This is a genomic window from Limnoraphis robusta BA-68 BA1 (genome assembly GCF_034932365.1).
Taxonomy (GTDB): domain Bacteria; phylum Cyanobacteriota; class Cyanobacteriia; order Cyanobacteriales; family Microcoleaceae; genus Capilliphycus; species Capilliphycus robustus.
Genome location: NZ_JAYGHR010000006.1, coordinates 80,573 through 102,989, shown reverse-complemented (window position 1 = coordinate 102,989; position 22,417 = coordinate 80,573). Strand labels below are relative to the sequence as shown.

At 43.0% G+C, this 22,417-nt stretch carries 18 protein-coding genes and 1 riboswitch; of the genes, 11 read left to right on the top strand and 7 right to left on the bottom strand.

All coding sequences use genetic code 11. From position 1 onward, the window contains the following. Window positions 1–174 precede the first annotated feature (174 nt). From VB836_RS04945 to VB836_RS04935, 3 genes are all read right to left on the bottom strand, one after another. Window positions 175–1,341: a nucleoside hydrolase gene (locus VB836_RS04945; protein WP_049560958.1), complete on the bottom strand. Its 1,167-nt coding sequence runs from the start codon at window positions 1,339–1,341 to the stop codon at window positions 175–177. Window positions 1,342–1,682: 341 nt separating this feature from the next. Then, window positions 1,683–2,300, bottom strand: coding sequence for a hypothetical protein (locus VB836_RS04940; protein ID WP_323218277.1), 618 nt, complete (start codon window positions 2,298–2,300; stop codon window positions 1,683–1,685). Between the two features lie 518 nt (window positions 2,301–2,818). Beyond that, window positions 2,819–4,654 (bottom strand): glycoside hydrolase family 15 protein, encoded by a 1,836-nt coding sequence (locus VB836_RS04935; protein ID WP_323218276.1) that lies wholly within the window; start codon window positions 4,652–4,654, stop codon window positions 2,819–2,821. Between the two features lie 177 nt (window positions 4,655–4,831). Here VB836_RS04935 and VB836_RS04930 point away from each other — a divergent pair, with 177 nt between their 5' ends. Together VB836_RS04930 and VB836_RS04925 are read left to right on the top strand one after the other, a co-directional pair. Beyond that, the gene (locus VB836_RS04930) at window positions 4,832–5,821 is read left to right on the top strand and encodes an NAD(P)H-dependent glycerol-3-phosphate dehydrogenase (RefSeq protein ID WP_407659566.1); all 990 of its coding nucleotides are present in this window, start codon (window positions 4,832–4,834) and stop codon (window positions 5,819–5,821) included. Between the two features lie 268 nt (window positions 5,822–6,089). Next, the gene (locus VB836_RS04925; RefSeq protein ID WP_323218275.1) at window positions 6,090–7,472 is read left to right on the top strand and encodes a YfcC family protein; all 1,383 of its coding nucleotides are present in this window, start codon (window positions 6,090–6,092) and stop codon (window positions 7,470–7,472) included. Window positions 7,473–7,729: 257 nt separating this feature from the next. On the opposite strand, the gene menA is transcribed toward VB836_RS04925, so the two are convergent. The 3 genes from menA to VB836_RS04910 form a co-directional block, all read right to left on the bottom strand. Next, window positions 7,730–8,635, bottom strand: coding sequence for a 2-carboxy-1,4-naphthoquinone phytyltransferase (menA, locus tag VB836_RS04920; RefSeq protein WP_323218274.1), 906 nt, complete (start codon window positions 8,633–8,635; stop codon window positions 7,730–7,732). A gap of 29 nt (window positions 8,636–8,664) precedes the next feature. Then, complete coding sequence (locus tag VB836_RS04915) at window positions 8,665–10,038, bottom strand: cytochrome P450 (protein ID WP_323218273.1); 1,374 nt, start codon at window positions 10,036–10,038, stop codon at window positions 8,665–8,667. Between the two features lie 198 nt (window positions 10,039–10,236). Then, entirely contained in the window at window positions 10,237–10,815 is a 579-nt protein-coding gene (locus VB836_RS04910) for a phytochelatin synthase family protein (RefSeq protein ID WP_323218272.1), read from the bottom strand. An 81-nt stretch (window positions 10,816–10,896) separates the two neighbouring features. On the opposite strand from VB836_RS04910, the gene thiL reads away from it, so the two are divergent. Further along, window positions 10,897–11,886 (top strand): thiamine-phosphate kinase, encoded by a 990-nt coding sequence (gene thiL / locus VB836_RS04905; RefSeq protein ID WP_323218271.1) that lies wholly within the window; start codon window positions 10,897–10,899, stop codon window positions 11,884–11,886. 148 nt (window positions 11,887–12,034) lie between these two features. Here the strand turns inward: thiL and VB836_RS04900 are convergent, their stop codons facing one another. Next, window positions 12,035–13,057 carry a type I glyceraldehyde-3-phosphate dehydrogenase gene (locus tag VB836_RS04900; RefSeq protein ID WP_323218270.1) on the bottom strand — a complete coding sequence of 341 codons (1,023 nt, stop codon included), beginning with the start codon at window positions 13,055–13,057 and terminating at the stop codon, window positions 12,035–12,037. Between the two features lie 465 nt (window positions 13,058–13,522). On the opposite strand from VB836_RS04900, the gene murC reads away from it, so the two are divergent. The 8 genes from murC to VB836_RS04860 all read left to right on the top strand — a co-directional run bounded on the left by murC (window position 13,523) and on the right by VB836_RS04860 (window position 22,402). Beyond that, a complete protein-coding gene (gene murC / locus VB836_RS04895; protein ID WP_323218269.1) occupies window positions 13,523–15,103 on the top strand; it encodes a UDP-N-acetylmuramate--L-alanine ligase in 1,581 nt (526 codons plus the stop codon). 53 nt (window positions 15,104–15,156) lie between these two features. Continuing rightward, window positions 15,157–16,143 carry a UDP-N-acetylmuramate dehydrogenase gene (gene murB, locus VB836_RS04890; protein ID WP_323218268.1) on the top strand — a complete coding sequence of 329 codons (987 nt, stop codon included), beginning with the start codon at window positions 15,157–15,159 and terminating at the stop codon, window positions 16,141–16,143. A gap of 405 nt (window positions 16,144–16,548) precedes the next feature. Beyond that, window positions 16,549–16,896 carry a YbaB/EbfC family nucleoid-associated protein gene (locus VB836_RS04885; protein ID WP_323218267.1) on the top strand — a complete coding sequence of 116 codons (348 nt, stop codon included), beginning with the start codon at window positions 16,549–16,551 and terminating at the stop codon, window positions 16,894–16,896. Window positions 16,897–16,919: 23 nt separating this feature from the next. After that, entirely contained in the window at window positions 16,920–17,408 is a 489-nt protein-coding gene (locus VB836_RS04880; RefSeq protein ID WP_323218266.1) for a low molecular weight protein-tyrosine-phosphatase, read from the top strand. Window positions 17,409–17,527: 119 nt separating this feature from the next. After that, the gene (gene corA, locus VB836_RS04875; RefSeq protein WP_046278526.1) at window positions 17,528–18,715 is read left to right on the top strand and encodes a magnesium/cobalt transporter CorA; all 1,188 of its coding nucleotides are present in this window, start codon (window positions 17,528–17,530) and stop codon (window positions 18,713–18,715) included. Window positions 18,716–18,960: 245 nt separating this feature from the next. Next, window positions 18,961–20,694: a DUF3352 domain-containing protein gene (locus tag VB836_RS04870; protein ID WP_323218265.1), complete on the top strand. Its 1,734-nt coding sequence runs from the start codon at window positions 18,961–18,963 to the stop codon at window positions 20,692–20,694. Between the two features lie 190 nt (window positions 20,695–20,884). Continuing rightward, the gene (locus tag VB836_RS04865; RefSeq protein ID WP_323218263.1) at window positions 20,885–21,241 is read left to right on the top strand and encodes a hypothetical protein; all 357 of its coding nucleotides are present in this window, start codon (window positions 20,885–20,887) and stop codon (window positions 21,239–21,241) included. A 106-nt stretch (window positions 21,242–21,347) separates the two neighbouring features. After that, a riboswitch (cobalamin riboswitch) is annotated at window positions 21,348–21,495 on the top strand. Window positions 21,496–21,745: 250 nt separating this feature from the next. After that, on the top strand, window positions 21,746–22,402 hold the full coding sequence (locus tag VB836_RS04860) for a HupE/UreJ family protein (RefSeq protein WP_323218262.1): 657 nt from the start codon (window positions 21,746–21,748) through the stop codon (window positions 22,400–22,402). Window positions 22,403–22,417: the final 15 nt, after the last annotated feature.

Genomic DNA, 22,417 nt, shown 5'->3' with positions numbered 1-22,417 from the left:
CTATAAAGTATATCATAAAAAAGCAAGTTTATTTTAAAAATTTGTGTAAATTATTTCGGGAGTTTCTTGACATAGAGGAGGGTTATTTAAAGTCAATAGGCACAATCTCAAATAAAAGTAGGATGGCCATTACCCATCCCACCAATACTATTTAGCCCATCCTAATCTAATACTCTATTTAGTTTGTTTTTTCTGACGAGTTAATACAGCCCCTAACGCACCAAATATCAGTAAACCTGCTGCTGTTGTCGGTTCAGGTACAGACTTACTTTCTTCGAGGTATGCAAATAAATTACCTGCATTAAAAGACAAATTATCGAAACTCGGATCGAGAGAAACAAGAGTATTCGGAGGTAAACCCGGAATGACTTGTGTCTGTCCTTGAGTTTCTCCAGGAGCAGATTCAGTGTCAATTTCAATGTGTAATCCGGTTTCAGGCGAGAACTCCAACTCGCTCAAGTTAATCGCAGCAACCATATCCCAGAGAGGGTTAGGATTAACATCACCCCCAACAACGACCAGAGAAAAATCTAAGAACTCTGCTGCTAAAATGCTTTCTGGTGTACCTGTTGCTAACCAGGCTTCATAGTCCTCACGAGTAAACTCAATTTTATTCGTTGCATCTAGAGGAGTGAGTTGAATATTTAAGCCATTTTCTCCCGCTTGAAACACTTCCTGAGAAGCTACAGGATCAAGCCAAATATTAAACTCCGCTACTTCATTTGTAGAGAAGGGAGGCTCAGGAATAACTCCTAAATTTCCTGGGACAAATAAGGCTCCGCCCATAATCTGAAGGACAGAAATATTATCAATAATACCTGGATCGATTCGGAGAGCTTCCGCCATATTGGTCATTGAACCTGTAGAAAGAATTGCTACAGGTTCAGGAGAGTTGTTAATGGTTTCGACCAGTAATTCTGCCGCAGTACCAAATTCAATATCGGGTACTTCTTCAGGTAAAGTAACAAAAGGAGCGTAAAATTTTTCGGCATCATTGCGAATAAAGTCAGGAAAAGCGTTATCACCTGTAAGTGGTACAGCCGAACCAATACCAACTGGAATATCGGTTGCATCAAGGAAACCGAGCATTCGCTTTAGACCCATTTGAAAATCTTCACTTTCAGGCCGAGCAACCCCATGAGACATTGTAATTGCTTTGAGATCAAATTTAGGATTAGCTAGTATATATGAAAGAGCTGCTAATCCATCTTGGCTACCATCGTCATCAAAAATCAGGGGAGTCGGTTTTATTGTAGCTGCAAAAGCGTCAACAGCAATAATACTGGAAAAGGCAACCGTTGTTACTGCGGTAGCAGCAATTTTAGTGAAGATGTTTTTCATGCTTTAAACCTAGAGTAAATTCGCCCTAAATTTCAGAAAAATTTCAGAAATTTATGAATCTCAAGAGTTCTACAGATGTAGAATAGAATACTTGATCTGTGAGTTACAACAGTGTTAAAAGTTATCTTTAGTCTTAAGAGAACTCTATAAAGTCTATCATAAAAAAGCAAGTTTATTTTGAAAAGTTGTGTAAATTATTTCGGGAGTTTCTTGACATAGAGGAGGGTTATTTAAAGTCAATAGGCACAATCTAAAATAAAAGTAGGATGGCTATTACCCATCCCACCAATACTATTTAGCCCATCCTAATCTAATACTCTATTTAAGAGGACAAGTAGCTATTAATGAAACCGACGAATTGTTTTGCGAAGCTGATAGACTCCAACTAATCCGAATGTCACTAATAATCCCGTAGCAGGTGACGCTTCAGGTACGGCTGTGAAAGTGGGAGCAAACTGAGTTTGTCCTGTATTGTCTCCAAACAGTTCGGCGGTTTGTAAACAATCTTCAGTACAAACATCAAAGGGATTTCCAGCGATTGTCAGTAAAGCTATATTTTGACTATTTAAATCTCCGAATTCCCCGGAATTAAATTCTAGACTCAGATTAGTTGTATTACTGAAAAAATCAGTTCCAAAAAGTGATGCGGTGATCTTTTTCCCTTCAACTTTAAATTGATTAGAGAAGTTAGTAAGTGTAGTAAAATCAAATCCAACTAAAGAGTCAAATAACGGATTTGTTGTAGAAGTCAGGATAACAGACGTTGCTGAAACATTGTCTCCTTCAGGTACTTCTAGTATTCCTGAAACGGTTCCATCTATGCCACCAACAACGTTAGAGAATTCCCATTGAAAAATAGCAGCTTCTGCTTTGGGTGCTTCAAAGGCGATCGCAGCAGACAACACAACAGCAGTAGCTACGGTAGATGTAACTTGAGTGAAGATATTTTTCAGAGTCATGGTTAGATAGTTAGGTAGAAGTGGATAACTAGATTGCTGGTAGAAAAGCAAGTTCAAACAGAGATAGTTAATCCCCTGGAAACTCGTTTAAATCTCTCCCCGTTAACCTGAAAGCATAAGGTTAACTGATAATTTCCCGATTTCAATGAACACAATTATCGGGCTAGACTTTATTTTGAAAATCTATTGAGGTGGGTCAACATCTTGTGATTTCACCCAAACACCAACCCTATTCGTAACTTAAATCTTGATGAACTGCTAGGCTTTCCCGTGTAACTGGTTATTGAAATTGGGAGGTCTAATTGACGAAATTTATGAACACATACTAATTGGATTAACTCCGTTATGGCAAGACCCCAACCGTATTTTTACGGAATCTTTAAACTTTCACCCCCAACCAACCGATCCAACTTTACATAAGGGGGGGTTTTGTAAAGACTCGTAGGTTGGGCTGAGGAACGAAACCCAACATTGCTAAAAATTTGTTGGGTTTCACTGGGGTTCAACCCAACCTACAATTATTCTTGTTCTCCGAGGGCTTTATTCAGGTTCCAAGCCGCACTAATTAACGCTAAATGAGTAAAGGCTTGGGGGAAATTTCCTAATGCTTCTCCTGTGGCGCCGGTTTCTTCAGCATAGAGTCCTAAATGGTTAGCATAACCCAGCATTCCTTCAAACATTAAACGGGCTGATTCTAGACGTTTTTTGTCGAGATGTCCCGCACGAGTTAAGGCTTCAACTAACCAAAAGGTACAAATATTAAACGTGCCTTCTTCCCCTTCTAAACCATCGTGGGTTTCATCAACATTGTAGCGATAAACGAGATTATCAGAAACTAATCCACCCTGATCCGGCGGTTTATTCATAGCATCTAAAGTCTTTAACATTCGCGGATCAGTGGGAGAGAGGAAAAATACTAAAGGCATCATTAAATTAGCCGCATCAAGGGTATCACTGCCATAATATTGCATAAAAGCTTGTCGTTCTTTATTCCAGCCTTTTTCCATGATTTCTTCATAGATTTTATCCCGAATTTCTAACCAATGTTGACGTTCAGCCGGAAAAGAACGTTTATCAGCCAGTCGTATCGCCCGATCTAATGCAACCCAACACATTAACCGAGAATAAACAAACGCCTGTTCATCTCCTCGCATTTCCCAAATTCCTTGGTCTTTCATTTGCCAATGATTGCAAACCCAATTAATCAGTTTTCGCAGTTGAGTCCAGAGTTCATAGGAAATCGGAGTGCCATATTTATTGTACAAATAAACCGAATCCATCAACTCGCCATAAATATCTAATTGAAGTTGTTGGTAAGCTTCATTGCCAATGCGAACCGGACGGGATTGACGATATCCTTCTAAATGATCGAGAGTTTCTTCTGTTAAAACATGACGACCATCAATCCCATAAACAATTTGTAGCGTACCATCAGGATTGAGTTCTTCACAACGATTTTCGATCCATTCCATGAATTTTTCGGCTTCTTCAGTAAAGCCAATTCGCATCAAACCATACAAGGTAAAAGCAGCATCGCGTATCCAAGTATAACGATAATCCCAATTTCGTTCACCGCCAATTCCTTCGGGTAAACTACAAGTCGGCGCCGCAATAATCGCCCCAGTGGGTTCAAACGTCAGTAATTTTAACACTAACGCCGAACGTTCCACCATTTCCCGCCAACGTCCCCGATAGGTACATTTAGACAGCCAATTGCGCCAATAATTGACAGTATGTTTAAATAATTCTGTGGCTTGGGAAGGTTTGATGGGTAAACCGCAACCCGCCCCCGATTCGGTACCTTGCAAGACAAACACCGCTATTTGCCCCGCTTCTAGGGTAAATTTAGCGCAGACGCCTTTATTTTGGGGTTCGAGGGGAATATCGGTGGCGAGTCCTAAACTGAGGGTTGAGGAGTAGAAACAGGCACCTTTGGGGGTGATATCAATTTCGTGTTCATCCCGACAGTAGTTGAAAGCAGGTTCACATTCTGCTAAAAAGGTCATACTCCCCCGAACTACTCGCACTTCTCGGATGAGGGAATGATAGCCGATTTCATTTTCTCCTAAACCGACAGGCATAAAATCAACAATTTCGCCCACACCATCAGAGGTTAAGAAACGGGTAATCAAAATATTACTTTCCGGCCAGTAAAGTTGTTTGTAGGTAACATCAGGAATAGCCGGGGCAATTTTGAAATATCCGCCTTTATTTTCATCAAGAATTGATGCGAATACACTCGGCGAGTCGTGATGGGGAAAACAAAACCAGTCTATTGATCCATTGCGTCCCACCAAGGCGGTAGTGTACATATTGCCAATAATGCCGTAATTTTGAATCGGTTGATAGGTCATTGTGTCGCTTAAATTCAATTAAATACTGTACTGCCCTGTTTGGGAGGGGCTGAGGTCAGGGCGATCGCGTCTGATTGCATCTCCTTAATAGCATTGGGTTTGATGCCAGTTCTGTATATATAAGGTATATTTTAGATTTAACCCAATACCCAACCCCCTTTTTCTATTGGTGAATTTATGATGCAATCTAACCTCAACCCAAATCCTCAAAAAAATCTCGATTCAACGGCTAATTCTCCACAAAAAATTGCTATTTTAGGTTCGGGGGCTTGGGGTTCAGCGTTGGCAGGTTTAGCGCGTTATAATGGTCATCAAGTGCAGGTTTGGTCACGGAGTAACCACAGTTCTTTAGAGGAAATTATCGCCGATGCAGATTTAGTGCTTTCTGCGGTTTCTATGCCTGGAGTTTGCCCCATTGCCACTCAAATTAAAGAGACAAAATTAAAAGATAATATTCCCATTGTTACCGCAACAAAAGGACTGGATACCGAGACAACTTATACCCCTTCAAAAATTTGGTCAAATTGTTGTTCTGATCATCCGATTGTTGTGCTATCTGGGCCTAATTTATCCAAAGAAATTGAACAAGGATTACCTGCGACGACGGTTGTTGCTTGTCAAGATATGAATGCAGCAAAAATAGTACAGCAGCTACTTTCTTCTAAGCGTTTTCGTGTCTATACGAGTCCCGATCCACTAGGCACAGAATTAGGCGGAACGTTAAAAAATGTGATTGCCATTGCAGCCGGAGTTTGCGATGGTTTACACTTAGGAACGAATGCCAAATCAGGATTATTAACCCGTGCTTTAACCGAAATTATTAAAATCGGAACGCATCTGGGTGGACAAGCAGAAACCTTCTTTGGGTTGTCAGGTTTAGGGGATATGTTAGCAACCTGTAATAGTCCTTTAAGCCGCAATTATCGCGTCGGTTATGGACTCGCCCAAGGTAAAAATTTACAACAAGTTTTATCAGAGTTGGGAAGTACCGCCGAAGGCGTTAATACAACCAATGTATTAATTGAAATTGCCCGCAGAGAACAGATGACTGTTCCGATTTCTTGGCAAGTTTATCAGCTATTAAACAATAAAATTACCCCCCAAGAAGCCGTAGAAGCGTTGATGGAACGAGACTTAAAACCTGAATTTTTAGAAGGAATTATTTAACCTGAAAATTCCCAAAAACAGCAACCGTAGGGGCGGGTTCACCCCGAGATTTGGGAAAAGAAATAGATTCAGATAAACCCGCCCAAACCCCATAAAAAATTCCCAAAAACACCTACCGTAGGGGCGGGTTCACCCCGAGATTTGGGAAAACAAATAGATTCAGATAAACCCGCCCCTAAATGATTAATTTTTGCGATAAATAAATCTCTTTGAACCGCCTAAAGTATACAATATCTATTGGAGTCAGTTTAGCCATATTCAAAACCGAATGAACAAATTTAAGTTGCCGGATACTCTTGTGATTTCTTCTTTTATTCTTCTTCTAGTAATTGTGCTAACCTGGATAATTCCAGCCGGAGAATATAGCCGTGAAATTGTTGAAAATAGAAGTATTGTTGTACCAGGTTCTTATCAGGTTGTCACCCCGGCACCTCAAAATATTTTCAGCTTTTTTATTGCCCCTGTAAAAGGATTTATTTCTGCAACTGAAGTGATTGCTTTTATTTTCTTTGTTGGCGGTGCATTTGGCATGGTAAACGCCACAGGTGCCATTGATGCTGGACTCGAAAAATTAGTCAATTTAACCGTTAGAAATCCGGCTTACAAATGGGTGATTATTCCTCTATTAATCCTCGCTTTTTCCTTTTGTGGAGGTAGTTTTGGAATGAGTGAAGAAATATTAGTTTTTGTGTTAATTACCATTCCCTTAGCGCAAGCATTAGGCTATGATACAATAACAGGGGTTGCTATTCCCTTTGTTGGGGCGGGTGTTGGCTTTGCAGGAGCATTTTTAAACCCGTTTACCGTTGGCGTTGCCCAAGGAATTGCTCAAGTTCCGTTATTTAGTGGAATTCGCTACAGACTCTTAGTTTGGGCAGTGTTTTCTTTGATGGCGATCGCTTATATTTTGTGGTATATTTACCGTCAAGATGTTAGTCGAGAAAATAGTCTATTATATTCCGTTGAAACCGCAACCCCATTAGAAAAACCAGTTCGAGAATATCCCCTCACTGTTAATAGAATTATCGTTTTAATCCTATTTTTACTAACAATTTTTATATTAGCTTGGGGTGTGACAACTCAAGGATGGTATATTACCGAAATAGCCGGATTATTTTTTGCTTTAGGAATTTTTTCGTCGTTAATTGGAGGACTTTCCCTGACTCAAACCACAAATTCTTTTGTAGATGGTGCAAAAGAGATGATGATGGCTTGTTTAATTGTGGGATTTTGCAAAGGGATTTTAATCGTCGCGACAGAAGGGAAAATAATCGATACTATTTTATTTCAAATTACCCAAACTGTTGAAAGTTTACCTGCGGTGGTTTCGGTACAAGCGATGTTTTGGTTTCAAGCCATTTTAAACTTTTTTGTTCCCTCCGGTTCAGGACAAGCAGCGTTAACCATGCCTATTATGGCGCCGTTGAGTGATTTACTCGGAATTTCTCGACAAACCGCAGTATTAGCGTTTCAAATGGGAGATGGTTTAAATAATCTAATTATTCCCACCAGTGGGGTAACAATGGGTGTCCTTTCTATCGCCAAAATCCCCTATGAAATTTGGTTACGTTGGATAATGCCATTAATGGTTTATCTGTTTTTAGGGGCGATGTTTTTTCTGTTTATAGCGGTTCAAATTGGCTGGAGTTAAACCTCTGGTTAACCCTCTCCACCTCTCCCTAACCCTCTCCACCTCTCCCTAACCCTCTCCTACAAGGAGAGGGAAAAGGTGTCCCATTAGGGACTATTTATTAATCGAGAGGGGAGTTAAGAGAATCAACATTTTCGTGCAAGCATCTTGCTTGCTGAATGCCTATTTGTGAATCCTTTTTACACAATATAATAGTCCTCTTGAGAGGACTTAGAATTTTAGCCAGAGAATTAATTCTCTGGTATTGGGTATCAAGTCTAGAAATGAATCACAAACCCCAACCCCAACAGCAACCCACTCCAAAAATGCAGGGAAACCGCAATATATTTACAATTACTAATTAACTCCGGTTTATCGTGATTTAAACCCACATGACGACAAAGTTTAATCGCAGAAGGTAAACCCACAAAACTCAATAACGTCCAAACCGGAAACGTTCCCAAGATAACACCAATCCCGGTAATTGCAAAGATTATACCACAAAATATCGGCAAAAGTTGCGCTCCGCGTTGAGTTCCCAGACGAACAATTGGGGAATATTTCCCCGCAGCTAAATCATCTTCGACTTGATGAAAATGGGAACAAAATAATATTAAAGTTGTCGAAATTCCCAGAATAATAGAAGCCGCAAAACTGACACTTGACCAACTCTGAGTTTGACTATAATAAGCCGCAGAAACCGCCAACGGTCCAAAGGCAAAAAAGCAGAGAAATTCCCCTAAACCCTGATAACCTAAGCGAAAAGGCGGCCCTTGATAAGCATATCCCAGGAAACAACAAGCCAAAATTAAACCAATAACCGTTAAGTCTTTTTGCCACCAACAAATTAACAGTATTTCAAGAATCCCAACCGTTAAACACAGCAAACCGATGACAAAAACTAAATTCTTTTTTTGGGTTAAATTAACCAAAGAATGGGCTTTATTTTTGTCAATTCCCGTTTCCGAGTCGAACACATCATTATGAATGTTTTCCCAGGCTAAAATTAAAATAGCCGCACTAATAAATGTTGTAAAAACTGCCAAGTTGATATATTTCTGTTCAAACCAAGCAATAGCTGTCCCTAACCATATCGGCATAATTGCCACGCTATACATGGGGGGTTTAATTGCCGCTAACCAAAGCTTATTTTGATTGTTTTCTGTAATCAGTTTTGTTGTCATAGTTTGAGTTTAAATGAGTAGAGATGAACTTAAAGGTTTACAGCTTTTGTTGAAATATGGGTTTGTTTTCCGGTTAACACCGTGAGTCTAAAATTACTCGAAGGAACTATCGTTATCCCTCGTCTAACAGGTTTAACAACATGAGTTTGATTAAACGCTAACTGATAGTTTAACAACAGGGTTGCTAAAATTAGCTTCATTTCAAACAAAGAAAGCGCCATTCCGATACAGCTACGACTTCCGCCCCCAAACGGTAAATATTCATAGGGCGAAAATTTTTGCTCTAGAAAACGATTCGGGTTAAACTGTTTAGAATGCGGATAAACTGACTCCCGATGATGGGCTAAATGAATACAAGGTACTAAAATTGTACCCGGTTTAAACTGATAATTCTCGATTTTGACACTTTCTTTAACAACTCTCGGTTGAGAAATTAACGCGATGGGATGAATGCGTAACGTTTCCTGACAAACTGCATTCAGATAAGGCAGTTGGACAATATCCATCGGATCAGGATTTTCATCTAAACCGTTTAATTCCTCCACTAATTGATCGAGAATTTTAGGATAACGATGAATCCAATAAAACGCCCAAGCTAAAGCCGATGCTGTGGTATCATGTCCTAACAGTAATAACGTAATTAATTGATCTCTAAGTTCTTCATCCGTTAGAGGTTTACCCGCTTCATCTCGGGCGGAAATTAACAGCGAAAGCACATCTTCCCCTAAAGGTTTTCTACGACGTTCGGCTATTTCAGCGTAAATTAAATCATCGATTTGTTGTCGCTGTTGAATAAATTTCCCCCAAGGACTCCAGCTTCCTAAATTTTGTTGTAAAGGCGGTAAGAAAAACTGAATTGAATTCAGAGGTTGATTGACACTTTCTAAATAGGGTTCAATTCGATGTTTAAGTTGAAAATAACGTTGATTTTCCTTCAGTCCTAAAACCACTTGCAAAATGACTTCTAAAGCGATTTGGGAGGTATAATCTCGAATCGAAATAAAATCACCCGGAGACCAATTTTGAGTCGCTTTTAGGGTTAAATTACAAATGGTTTTACCATAGGCAGGGAGTTGTTTTCCATGCAAAGGAGGCATCAATAATTGACGCAGGCGTTGATGACGTTTACCATCGGTGCATATTAAAGATTGAGAACCCGTTAACGGTTGAAAAACGTGGGTAATTTTGCCGAGTTCAAATTTATCCGCATCGGTGGTAAAAATGGCTTCAATGGCTTCAGGATTGCTAAACAATACAATCGGAGGCGAGTTTAAACCGAGTACCCGCAATGTAAAACAATCTCCAAATTGGTTCGCACACCGTTCTAAAAATTGGGTCGGTTGGGCGATAATTTGTAAGGTTTGGACTAACGCAGGTAGCCTGGGGCCATCAGGCAATCTCATAGATTTGTTTGTAGAGAATCCAGTACAAAGTGCTAGAAACGTTCTAGAGAACCGTCTCTAACCCCTATTGGATTAGGATACCATTTGAGTTGACCCCTGCAACTTTACAAAAAATTACAAATACAAGCACAGCAGAGAGTCACAACTCTTGTGAGAAGTTAACTCTGCTGAACATCCATTCTCTTTTTACATCAATTTTTATTGGTGTGATTCGTCAAGTTTACGAACAACAATCATTCCCCGAGAGCGGGTAGAAGAAGAATCTTTGTCTACACAAGCCTTATACATTCGTTCAGCAGGACACTTCCAAAAGCGAGTATATTTCTTAGGGTTTGTATCCGCAATTGTGATTTCCTGTGTATTGGGATCGTAGTCAGCCACTAAGGAGAAGTGACCACCGCTCAAATTGAAATTGTCGTGGGCGATGCTCACACTAAAGTTTAAGATGTGAATATCTTTATCATCAGAAACTGCCCTTTCAATTTCTTGAATAAAAGTCTCAAAAGTCATATTTCGTTGGTCGAAATACTCCATTCTGACAGAAAAGGGTAATTTGCCATTTTCGATATAACTGATGAAGGTATCGTAGGTCTCTGCCAGAGTCATCCCGTCATCAAGAACAGAAGCAATTGGTAATCGGGTCACATAAAAAAGATCATCAACACAGGTCGAATGTCCCAGCGCTGTTAACGCATAAGCGATCGCTGTTACATTACAGCAATTGATCGGTTGTTGAAAGGCTAGAAGGTTGATATTGTCAAGATCTTTTGTGATCATGGAGGTAGTCCTAATTTAATATATTCCCTAAATTTTCAGGAATCAAGCAATATCCTATCAGGAAAAGTTGTTTCTTTTACTATGAATATTCAAGATATTGGTGAACAAGGTTTATTAACGATTGTCAAGGGTTTCTGTCCAGTGGAAGTAGTCGGAGATGATGCAGCGATTATTACCCCCAAACCGGATGAATCCTTAGTCGTGACTACAGATATGTTAATCGATGGGGTGCATTTTAGCGATCGCACCACTTCAGCCCGTGATGTCGGTTGGCGGGCGACTGCGGCTAATTTATCCGATATTGCGGCGATGGGGGCGACTCCGTTGGGAATTACAGTGGCGTTGGGGTTAACAGGTGATACCCCTGTTGCTTGGGTTGAGGAATTTTATCAGGGAATATCTGAATGTTTAGAACCCTTTAATACGCCTATCGTTGGGGGAGATCTCTGTCAGTCTGCGGTGCGTTGTGTTTCCATTACCGCTTTTGGACAAGTTAACCCTCAGTCTGCCATTCGCCGAAATACCGCCCAAGCCGGAAATGCAATTGTTGTCACCGGAGTGCATGGAGATTCCAGGGCGGGGTTAGAATTATTGCTGAAGCCAGAGATGGGACAATCTTTAAGCCAGGGGCAACGTTCATCATTAATTCAAGCCCATCAACGACCCCAACCCAGACTCGATGCGATCGCCATTTTACAAGAAATACTCCCCGAAGGAGTGATAGTCGCCGGAATGGATAGTAGCGATGGTTTAGCCGATGCAATTGTACAAATCTGTCAAGCTAGCAACGTCGGGGCGAGAATACACAGCCATCAAATACCCCTTTCGGCTGCTTTACAACAGCTTGTATCTCCCTCAGAGGCTTTAGACTGGGCGCTGTATGGAGGCGAAGATTTTCAGTTAGTCTTGTGTCTTCCTTTAGCCTTAGCCGAACAGTTCGTTGAGAAATTGGGAGGGGGAGCAGCAGTTGTAGGAAAAACAACCCCTGACTCCCAAATTCTTCTCGTTAATCAGATGTCACCTCAGACAGAAACTCCCCTTGTTTTGAACAAAGGATTTCAGCACTTTTGAAAGATTTGCTCGGTGCAAAGCTTAATTTTCAATTAAAAAATCCACCTGAGCGTTCGGAAGCAGGGATAATGGAGTAGGAACAAGCTACCTTTTCATCGATGGCTCGACTTTAGCATCCGAGTTCCTAATCCTTAATCCCAAGTTCATTTTAGGCAGCCGGCCAATGTTTAGCGACTAACTCAGCCAAGTCTACAACTCGTTGGCTGTAGCCCCACTCGTTATCGTACCAAGCGATAACTTTCACCATGTCACCATCCATCACCATCGTCAAGCTAGCATCGATGATAGAGGAAGCATCCCGTCCGCGATAGTCGCTGGAAACCAGAGGCAGATCGCTGTATTCGAGAATCCCATTGAGTGGGCCTTCTGCTGCTTCTTGTAGGACTCGATTGACCTCTTCAGCAAAAGTTTTCTTCTCAACCTGAACCACCAAGTCTACGATTGAGACATTAGGAGTCGGAACCCGCATAGCAATTCCGTTGAGTTTCCCCTTCAGTTCTGGAATCACTAAAGCCACCGCCTTAGCAGCTCCGGTTGAAGTCGGTACAATGTTGATAGCCGCTGCCCGAGCCCGACGTAAATCCCGGTGACTCGCATCTAAAATGCGTTGGTCCCCAGTGTAGCTGTGGGTGGTCGTCATTGTCCCTTTAACGATCCCAAAGTGTTCGTGTAGCACTTTGGCAAAAGGAGCGAGACAGTTAGTGGTACAACTAGCGTTACTCAGGATGTTGTAATCTTCGTGTTTGTAGGTGCTGTCATTAACACCCATCACGAAAGTACCAATGTTTCCGCCTTTACCAGGGGCTGTAATTAATACCTTCTTCGCACCGGCTTGTAAGTGCAGAGAAGCGCCCTCTTCGCTAATAAAGACGCCTGTTGCTTCGATAATCAAATCAACACCCCAATCAGCCCAGGGTAAATTGAGGGGGTTGCGATCAGAGACACACTTAATGGTTTTTCCGTTGAGAGTCAGCGAGTTTTCATCCGCTTGAATATCAACCCCTTTGAGTGTCCCCAACATCGAATCATACTTCAGTAAATGAGCATTTGTCTTGGGGTCTGAGGTATCATTAATTGCGACCAAATCGAGATTACTATTCTCGCGAGTCAACAAACAACGCACAAAGTTGCGTCCGATCCGTCCAAAACCATTGATTGCGACTTTAATCACCTTGTTCCTCCTAACAATGGCATTGCCCAACTCAGGCACGAGCCTTTTATGATTTAGGTTTCTAATGACCCCAATCATACCCTAAAGGCAGACCCATTCTTACGTTTAGCTATCCAAACTTCTTGTAGAGATGCAACAGGTCGCCCCCTACATCAGCGAAATCCCCCTACAGGAGAGGGTTTTGACTCCAAGGCTCTTGTCAGTTCGGGTGCTTATACCCCACAAGCTGATCCCCAATTTCATTGTCCCCCTTCTATCCCCTCGAAATTTTCTCAACAGGAATCCGGTATTTGCCTAGAGACAAGGGATATAGTATACAACTACTAAAGCATTTCGCCCCCTCTTCGTGAAGGATGGCGTAGAATGCTTCTTGAGAAAAGATTAACCAAACTGTATCGGGAAAAAACAATTCTTGATATGATATCGCCTGTTATTGGCGCGGTGTGGTGTGTTAAGGAGCGATCAATGCCTAGTTCTGTTGATTTCAGTGGCAGACCCTTTCATTTCATCGGCATCGGTGGAATCGGGATGTCTGCTCTTGCCTATATTCTAGCAAAGCGCAACCTGCCAATCTCTGGCTCTGACTTGCAAACGACCCATATCACCCAGCGTTTGCAAACCTTGGGCGCTCATATTTTTTGGAGTCAAGATGCCAGCAATTTTGCGGCTTTTCCCCCTCAAATCGATCCAAACAGCACCCCGAAAAGCTTAAACTTGGGGCAGACGAACGGATCAGAGCAAGCGGTAATGATCACAACCGGAATGATTGAACCGAAGGTCAACGGCAAAGCATCACCCTCGATGCACTTACCGCAAGTCATTTGTTCGACTGCCATACATCCAGAAAACTCCGAGTACAAAGCGGCTCTGGAGTTGGGATGTCCAATCTTTCACCGTTCGGATTTACTGGCTGCCTTGATCGAGGAATACCAGAGTATCGCCGTAGCAGGAACTCATGGGAAAACCACAACCAGCAGTCTGATCGCCTACATGATGCTCAAAGCAGGCTTAGATCCGACCATTTTAGTCGGCGGTGAAGTCAGTGCTTGGGAAGGAAATGCCCGGGTAGGTCAAAGTCCTTACCTGGTTGCCGAAGCCGATGAATCCGATGGATCTCTAGTCAAATTTGCCCCAGCGATTGGAATCATCACCAACATCGAACTCGATCACCCCGATCACTATGAAAGTCTCGATCAAGTCGTTTCAACCTTTGAAATTTTTGCCGAGCATTGCAAAACCCTAATTGGCTGTATTGACTGCCAAACCCTACGAGAGCGGATTCAACCCCACATTAGCTATAGCCTCAACCCCAATTCCGGTGCCGACTATACCGTTGAGGCTGTGAAATATCACTCAGAGGGTTCCCAGGCTCAAGTGTGGGAGCGGGGTCAACGGTTGGGTGAGTTACACGTCAAGTTACTCGGTCAGCACAACTTGCAAAATGCTCTCGCGGCAGTTGCCGTTGGACGTTACTTAGGTCTGGAGTTTTCCGCTATTGCCCAAGCCATTGCCACCTTTGAAGGAGCAAAACGACGGTTTGAGCATCGGGGGAGTTGCAATGGTATCCTATTTGTCGATGACTACGCCCATCATCCTAGTGAGATTCGGGCGACTCTTGCGGCGGCTCGTCTTCGCAAAACCCCGGGTTCCCCTAGCAACCCCCAAGTTAAAAGGGTTGTGGCGATCTTTCAACCCCATCGTTACAGCCGTACTCAAGCCTTCTTGTCGGAATTTGCCCAATGCTTTAGCGATGCTGACCGGGTTGTAGTCACGGACATCTACAGTGCAGGGGAACCCAACACGACTCAGATCAACGGACAACAGTTGGCCGATTTAATTGCTACCTATCACCCTCAAGTGGACTACCGACAATCCTTGGACTCAGTTAAAACCCTGTTGACCGAAATTCTTCAACCTGGTGACTTGGCTCTGTTTCTTGGGGCAGGCAACCTCAACAAAATTATCCCAGAGGCGCTCGCCTTCTATCAAAGTCAGCATCAACCCGAGGTAGAGCCACGGCAACCATCAGCCCGCTCAACTCGGTGAAGGAACTCTCAATGTGCTGTTGTTTCGATTGATGAGCATTTGAATTATTTGTTATGGTTATGACGCTTTCCTACGACTCTCCAGGTCAGGTCAACAGGCAATCTGCTCCCGACAGTTGCCAAGCAGCCCCAAGCTGCATTGCTTTGCTAGGAAGAGACTGTTTGATTCAATCAAAAGTTTCCTTAGCTTCCTTTACCTCCTATCGAGTTGGAGGCCCGGCTGAATGGTATGTTGCCCCCAAAAATCTCGATGAAATCCAAGCCTGTTTACAATGGGCAGCAGAACTTGGACTCTCAACGACCTTACTGGGAGGCGGATCAAATCTTTTAATCAGCGATCAGGGTTTATCGGGGTTAGTGATTGGCACTCGGGCTTTGCGCCACATTCATTTTGATTTAGCAACCGGACGATTGAGTGCCGCTGCCGGCGAATCCTTGCCCCGTTTGGCTTGGAAAGCTGCCCGCTTGGGTTGGCAAGGACTAGAATGGGCTGTTGGTATCCCGGGCACCGTTGGCGGGGCTGTGGTGATGAATGCAGGCGCTCATGGGAGCTGTACCGCCGATATTCTCGTCCAAGCTGACATCCTCTCCCGCTTTGGCCGATTGGAAGTCTTAACGGCTAAAGATTTGGACTATCGCTATCGGACTTCAAATTTACAAAATAGCGATCGCGTTGTCCTACAAGCGACTTTTGAGTTGAAACCGGGTGCAGACCCCGCCAAGGTCTTAGCAGATACCGCAGAACAACTGCAAAAACGGCGCAACTCTCAACCCTATCATCTGCCCAGTTGTGGCAGTGTCTTCCGCAACCCGGGATCTCAACCCGCAGGTTGGTTGATTGAACAAGCTGGTTTAAAAGGATACCAAATCGGGGGCGCCCAAGTTGCTGAACGCCATGCCAATTTTATTCTCAATTGTGGCGGCGCAACGGCTACCGATATCTTCCAACTGATCCGCCATGTTCAACAACAGGTTGAACAGCGTTGGTCTTACTTGCTAGAACCGGAAGTCAGGATTATCGGAGAGTTTCAACAGTCCTAAGCAATTCCGCAGCGTTAGGTCTTGAGACTACAGGCTTGATTGAACCCTCAACTGAACGGACTTCCGACTAGGCCTGTTGCCTGTCGAAGCCGGAAAAATACGATAAAATTGACAAACATCTGACGGTGCCTCTAAATCTTGTCAGGGGGTGAGGTGTTCATCACTCACATACAGATCGCAATTGCTAAAATTTTGATCGAAACTGATTCGTTTTCCATCTTTTGATGAAACTTGGCACTATAATGTGATTCGGAGGTGGCAGAGGCTCCTAACACCATCAAAAACTAGACCGGACTCTTGCAGTTCTCTTGAGAATCAGAGAAAATGCTTGAGTGCTGGACTGAAAGTTTTTTGAGAAAATAGAGTACAACTTGGAAGCGTCCAACGGCGCTACGGGATAGAATTATGACAAAGCAAGGACAAGGATTTGGCTTCGGCATGGGCAAAATGAAAGAACTAGCCGACGCTTTCAAAAAGGCTCAACAGGTTCAAGAAGGAGCGAAAAAGCTTCAAGAAGATTTAGATCGGCTAGAAATTCCTGGAGAAGCCGCAGGAGGTTTAGTGAAAGTCTATCTGAGTGGCAACCAAGAACCCCGTCGTGTGGAAATCTCACCCGATGTTATGGGTGAAGGCGCGGAAGTCCTCTCTGCATGGGTTTTAGAAGCAATGCAACAAGCCTACGACAACTCTACCTCTACCATGCGTTCTCGCATGGAAGAGTTGACAGGGGGACTGAATCTGCCCGGAATGTAACCCGAAATTCTAGCCCTTGAGCGATGCCCTATAAATTATTATTTGTGTGCCTGGGGAATATCTGCCGATCCCCCTCGGCAGAAAATATTATGAATCACCTGATTGATCAAGCGGATCTAACTGGCTCGATTATCTGTGATTCAGCCGGAACTTCTAGTTATCATATCGGTAGTCCCCCCGATGCTCGGATGAGTATCGCAGCTAAAGCCCGAGGAATTGTCCTAAAAGGTCAAGCACGCCAGTTTAGGCGAGAAGACTTTGAAGGCTTTGATTTGATTTTGGCAATGGATCAAGATAACTATGAATCGATTCTTGACCTCGATAGGACCGGTCAATATCGAGATCAAGTTAAGCTGATGTGCGAGTTCTGTCGCCATCACCAGATCAAGGAAGTTCCCGATCCCTATTATGGTGGCTCTGAAGGATTCAATCGGGTGATTGATCTTCTATTAGATGCCTGTGAAGGTTTACTCGAGTACGTGCAGAATCAACCCCAGTTTCAAAGGGCTTAATGGTTTTGTTGCTCGGGGTTCAGGGGAATGCTGTTTTCAGAGGGTTTGAGCCGTTGTCTCGGCGATCAAATCCTAGAAAATATCCAAAATCTCAACTCAACCTGTGAGAATGGAATCCTATGGCACACAGTCTTACTCCTTCCCCGACGACAGAATACTTAACTGAAGAAGAGGAAGAGGACTCAAACTTAGACTATTTCTATGATGAACCCGGAACAATACCGGGAGAGCTTGACCTTGAACCTGATGACCCGCAGCCGAAAATAGTCCTGATTAACTATGACTCCACGAAATCTACACGGGTATTACTCAATCAACCTCTAGACTGTATTCCCTACCTGACAACAGAAACCGTCACTTGGTTGGATATTCAAGGATTGGGAAATATTGAAACTTGGCAACAAATGTCGGAGATTTTTAAGTTTCATCCCTTGGCTTTAGAAGATGTGGTGAATGTTCCTCAACGTCCTAAAGTCGTTTACTATGAAGATCCCGATCAAATTGTTATCGTTGCCTGGATGGTTCTGCTCAAACCAAACTCCATGACGCTGCATCGAGAACAGGTGAGTTTGATTTTGGGAGAGAATTACCTGATAACCGTTCAGGAAGAACCCCGATACGACTGCTTACAACCTGTGCGTGATCGGATTCGCAATAATCAGGGTAGCATCCGCAAGCATCGATCGGATTATTTGGCTTATGCCATTTTGGATGCGATTATTGATGGATTTTTTCCCGTGATAGAATACTACAGCGATCAACTCGAAGAATTAGAAGATGAAGTTCTGTTTAAACCCACTTCTGATACGTTGAGAAAAATCTATGAAATAAAACAAGAAATGTTGGTTTTACGACGGGCAATTTGGGCGCAACGAGAAGCGATTAATATTTTAATTCGCGATCGCACAAGCTTAATTAACAAAAGGGTTAGAGTCTATCTACGGGATTGTTATGATCATACGATTAATATCCTAGAAATGCTCGAAACCTATCGCGAACTCTCCGCAGATATGATCAATGTTTATATGTCCACAATAAGCAATAAAATGAATGAGATTATGAAAATTCTCACCGTCATTTCGACCATTTTTATTCCCTTAACGTTCATTGCCGGAGTTTATGGGATGAACTTCAATCCAGAAGCCTCTCCCTGGAATATGCCCGAATTAAATTGGTCTTGGGGTTATCCCATTTGCTTGGGGGTGATGTTTGCAGTTGGAATTAGTTTATTTATGTTCTTTTGGCGAAGAGGTTGGTTTGAAGACTTTTCGGGCTTGAAACCTAAGAAAGAAGTCAAAGAAAGTTGAAGGTCGGAAAGTCAAAAAATGCAACCCTCACCGTGATAGAGATCTCATATGAAATAGAGATATTGCCAAATCTCCCTTTGATATGTGATAGTTTGGAAGATCAAAGACCATCACCGAACGTCAAGAAAACAGATTCTTATAAGGAAAAACGGATTAAGCTATCTGTAAGAAGTCTATATCTATGCGTTTTATAGTTAAGTTAATCTGTTCTTCCGCTCACTATCCGTTTTAAATCGTTGCCCCCCATGATGTACAAAAACAAATCATCCCTCTGGCTGACCCTGGGAGCGGCTGCCCTTCTGATCGGAGGGGGTTTCGCTACCTACTACGTTGTCGTTTCGAGAAAAGCACTCGAAAACGTTCCCATTGGGGCGACTATTGTGCCTCAAGATGCAATGATGGCGGTTTCGTTCTCCACCGAACCTAAACAGTGGGAAAAACTGCGCGAGTACGGCACGACAGAATCTAAAGCCGCTCTCAACAAAACCATCGGACAATGGCGCGATCGCCTGTTTACCAACAGTGGTTTTGACTACCAAAAAGACATTCAACCTTGGGTGGGAGATCAAGTCATGGTAGCATGGCTACCCCATCAAACCATCACCTCCGGTACACTCCCCAAACCGGACTCACCCCCTTCTTCCCCCACAGAACCCGCAATGGTGATGGTGTTTCCTATTGACAACCCTCAAAAAGCCCAAGAAGTCCTCGCTCAACCGAAATTACTGACAGAAGGTGATGTCGTCGAGCGTACCTATCGCGGGATTGAAATTATAGAAACCCAAGGCTTACCGACGCAAAATTATTCAATCGCCGTCTTGGGTGAAAAGTTTCTACTCGTGACAACCGATGCAAACGCCACAGATCGCACCATTGATACTTTTCGCGGAGAAGCCTCCATTGCCAAAACCACAGGTTATGCAAGTGCGATCGAAAAAATTAAAACTTCCCGAGCTTTTGCAGAAATTTATCTGAATATTCCGGTGGCTGCGAGTGTCGCCTCTTTCACCTCCGCTCAACCCATTGCGCCCGAAAATTTAGAAAAATTGCAGCAGCATCAAGGATTTGCCAGCAGTGTGGTTTTAGAATCAGGAGGAATTGGATTTAAAGGCATTTCTTGGTACAAACCGAGTAGTCAAAAAACCCTAGTGGTTGAAAACAAATCTCAGGATATGCTGCGACGGATTCCGAATGATGCCATCATGGTCATGGCAGGCGGAAATTTGCAGCGATTGTGGCAAGATTACAGTAAAGATGCGGCTTCAAATCCGATTGCACCTTTAAGTCCAGAAGCGCTCAGTTCCAGCTTAAAAAAAGCCACTGAGATGGATTTAGAAAAAGACTTTTTGAGTTGGATGGGCGGAGAATTTGCACTATCATTAATTCCAGCAATTCCGAACAAACAAACCCCACAAAAGTTTTCGGCGGGATTGGCTTTGATGCTCGAAACCAGCGATCGCAAAGCGGCTGAAACGACTTTAGAAAAGTTGGATCAGGTGATGAAGTCCAAAAAATTTCAGGTAGAATCTACTCAAATTCAAGGCAAACCTGTAATCCAGTGGACCTCTCCCTACGGTGGATTTAGTGTAACTCGTGGCTGGCTGGATGAAAATGTGCTGTTTGCCACCTTGGGAGCGCCTGTGGCTAATCAAATTTTACCTTTACCTTCAGAAGTGATTAGCTCAAATCCCTTATTTAAGGAAACGCTACCCACTGAATTGAGTCCAAATAATGGCAGTTTCTTTGTGGATGTCGAACGAGTCTTTGATCGGCGAAATCTGTCTTTACCTCAGCTTCCTCCCCAACAAGCGATTTGGATGAATGCAATTCGTTCCATTGGGGTAACTGCCGCAGTCGTTAGCGATCGCAGCACTCGTTATGATGCTTTTGTCAAAATCAAAGATGATGTTCTACCCACTTTACCTGCACCGACTCAGCCAACGCCGACTCCCCAGGATGAAAACACACCACCCGAATAGAACGACGGTTCTGCTCAATTGCTCAAACTGGCTTCCGTATTTTTACATAAAAAATTTCAGAAGATCATACTTGCTGTTTAACTGAAAATTAGGGAATTAACGGAGGCAGTTCCCACAAAAAATTGTTACGGTGAAAAGACTTGGGGCAATCCCTCTGTTTTTTCATTTCCGAAAGGAATCGAGTTAAAAAATGTTAATTTTTACACTGATGATTCGGGGCTATATTTTAATCGGTCTGGTGTTTTTTGCTCACTGTCTCAAAATATTCCTCAAAGATCAATCAACTCCCAAAACTGACACCAGTTCTTGGATAGTTCTCGGACTCGCCACCCTATTATGGCCGATTACTTTGCCATTATCCTACCTTGAACGTGAAGCCAATGGGCATCGTAGCGATCGCTATACTCATGTTGAGGAGATTCAACTTAATAAACCCACCGTGCAGTATCGTCTTTCTGCGCCGCCCTTGGTTGAACGTCAAAATCCTCAACTCAGTGCTTCCCCATCTGATAACAAATATTTCAATAACACGAACAACATTGCCTAACTTCCTCTCAAACAACTTCGATCATCTACCTCCGCTTAATCTTCCTCTTTTCAATTAATTTTGATTTCAACTGTAAATAAACGCAGCAATTGCTCCTATCTGTGATATTGTTTAGGGATAGATCGGTTCTGATAGGGGTCAGCTATCAGACTTAAGGGGGAAAGTCCAGTGGAAATCTGGCGCTGTCCCGCAACTGTAATGAGACGCTTGCACGTTCTCAGAGTCAGAATGCCCGCCGATCATCTCAGTCCACCGTGAGCGCGTCTGCGAGGTACAGATAGTGTTGAATGTGATTTTTTTTGATTGCTGGCAATCTAGACTTCCGCCGCTACATCGGGAAGTTAATAATTTTCAACAGTTTAAATCCAGATCTTAACTCACCTTTCCCCCTGGCTGGCTAACAGTTATTGGGGTCTATTTTTGTGTGGAAAGCAAGTTAATCAAGGGAGGAACTGCTTTCCTCAGCAGGTTGTTTTATTCTCATTAAAATTGAATTCAATCAAGATGTCTAAACTCAGAAATTTTCAACTCAACTCTTCTATTGCTGTCGGCTTATTATTAAGTCTCAGCCTGATGATTACCGCTTCCCCCGCCAGCGCTCATCATGCTTTTGGCGGTGAAACCCCTTCAAATTGGCTGGAAGGATTTCTCTCGGGTTTAGCCCATCCCGTCATCGGTTTAGATCATTTTACCTTTGTTGTGGCTATCGGGTTATTCGCTGCACTCAAAGGTTCTACAGCCGGCTTTTTCATTCCCTTCTCGTTTATTTTAGCAACTCTTAGCGGAACCGGACTTCATCTTTTCAATGTTAATTTACCTGTTCCAGAAGTGGTAATTTCGGCTTCTGTACTCGCGTTTGGAATCTTGCTCACCCAGAAAAATAGCCCCAATTTAGTAGGGTTAATTAGCCTCAGTATTATCGCTGGAATTTTTCATGGTTATGCTTACGGAGAAGCCATTGTTGGGGCGCAAATGACACCGCTCATTGCCTATTTATCAGGCTTTGCTCTTGTGCAACTGATTGTTAGTTTAATAGCTTATCAAATCGGACGATTCACTCTGAAAACCATTCCGGATCAACCCAATCTCAATCTGCGGTTTGCTGGATTTACAATCTGTGGTGTAGGTGCGGCTTTTCTAGCAACAACATTGCTCGGTTAATATCTTCAATCAACT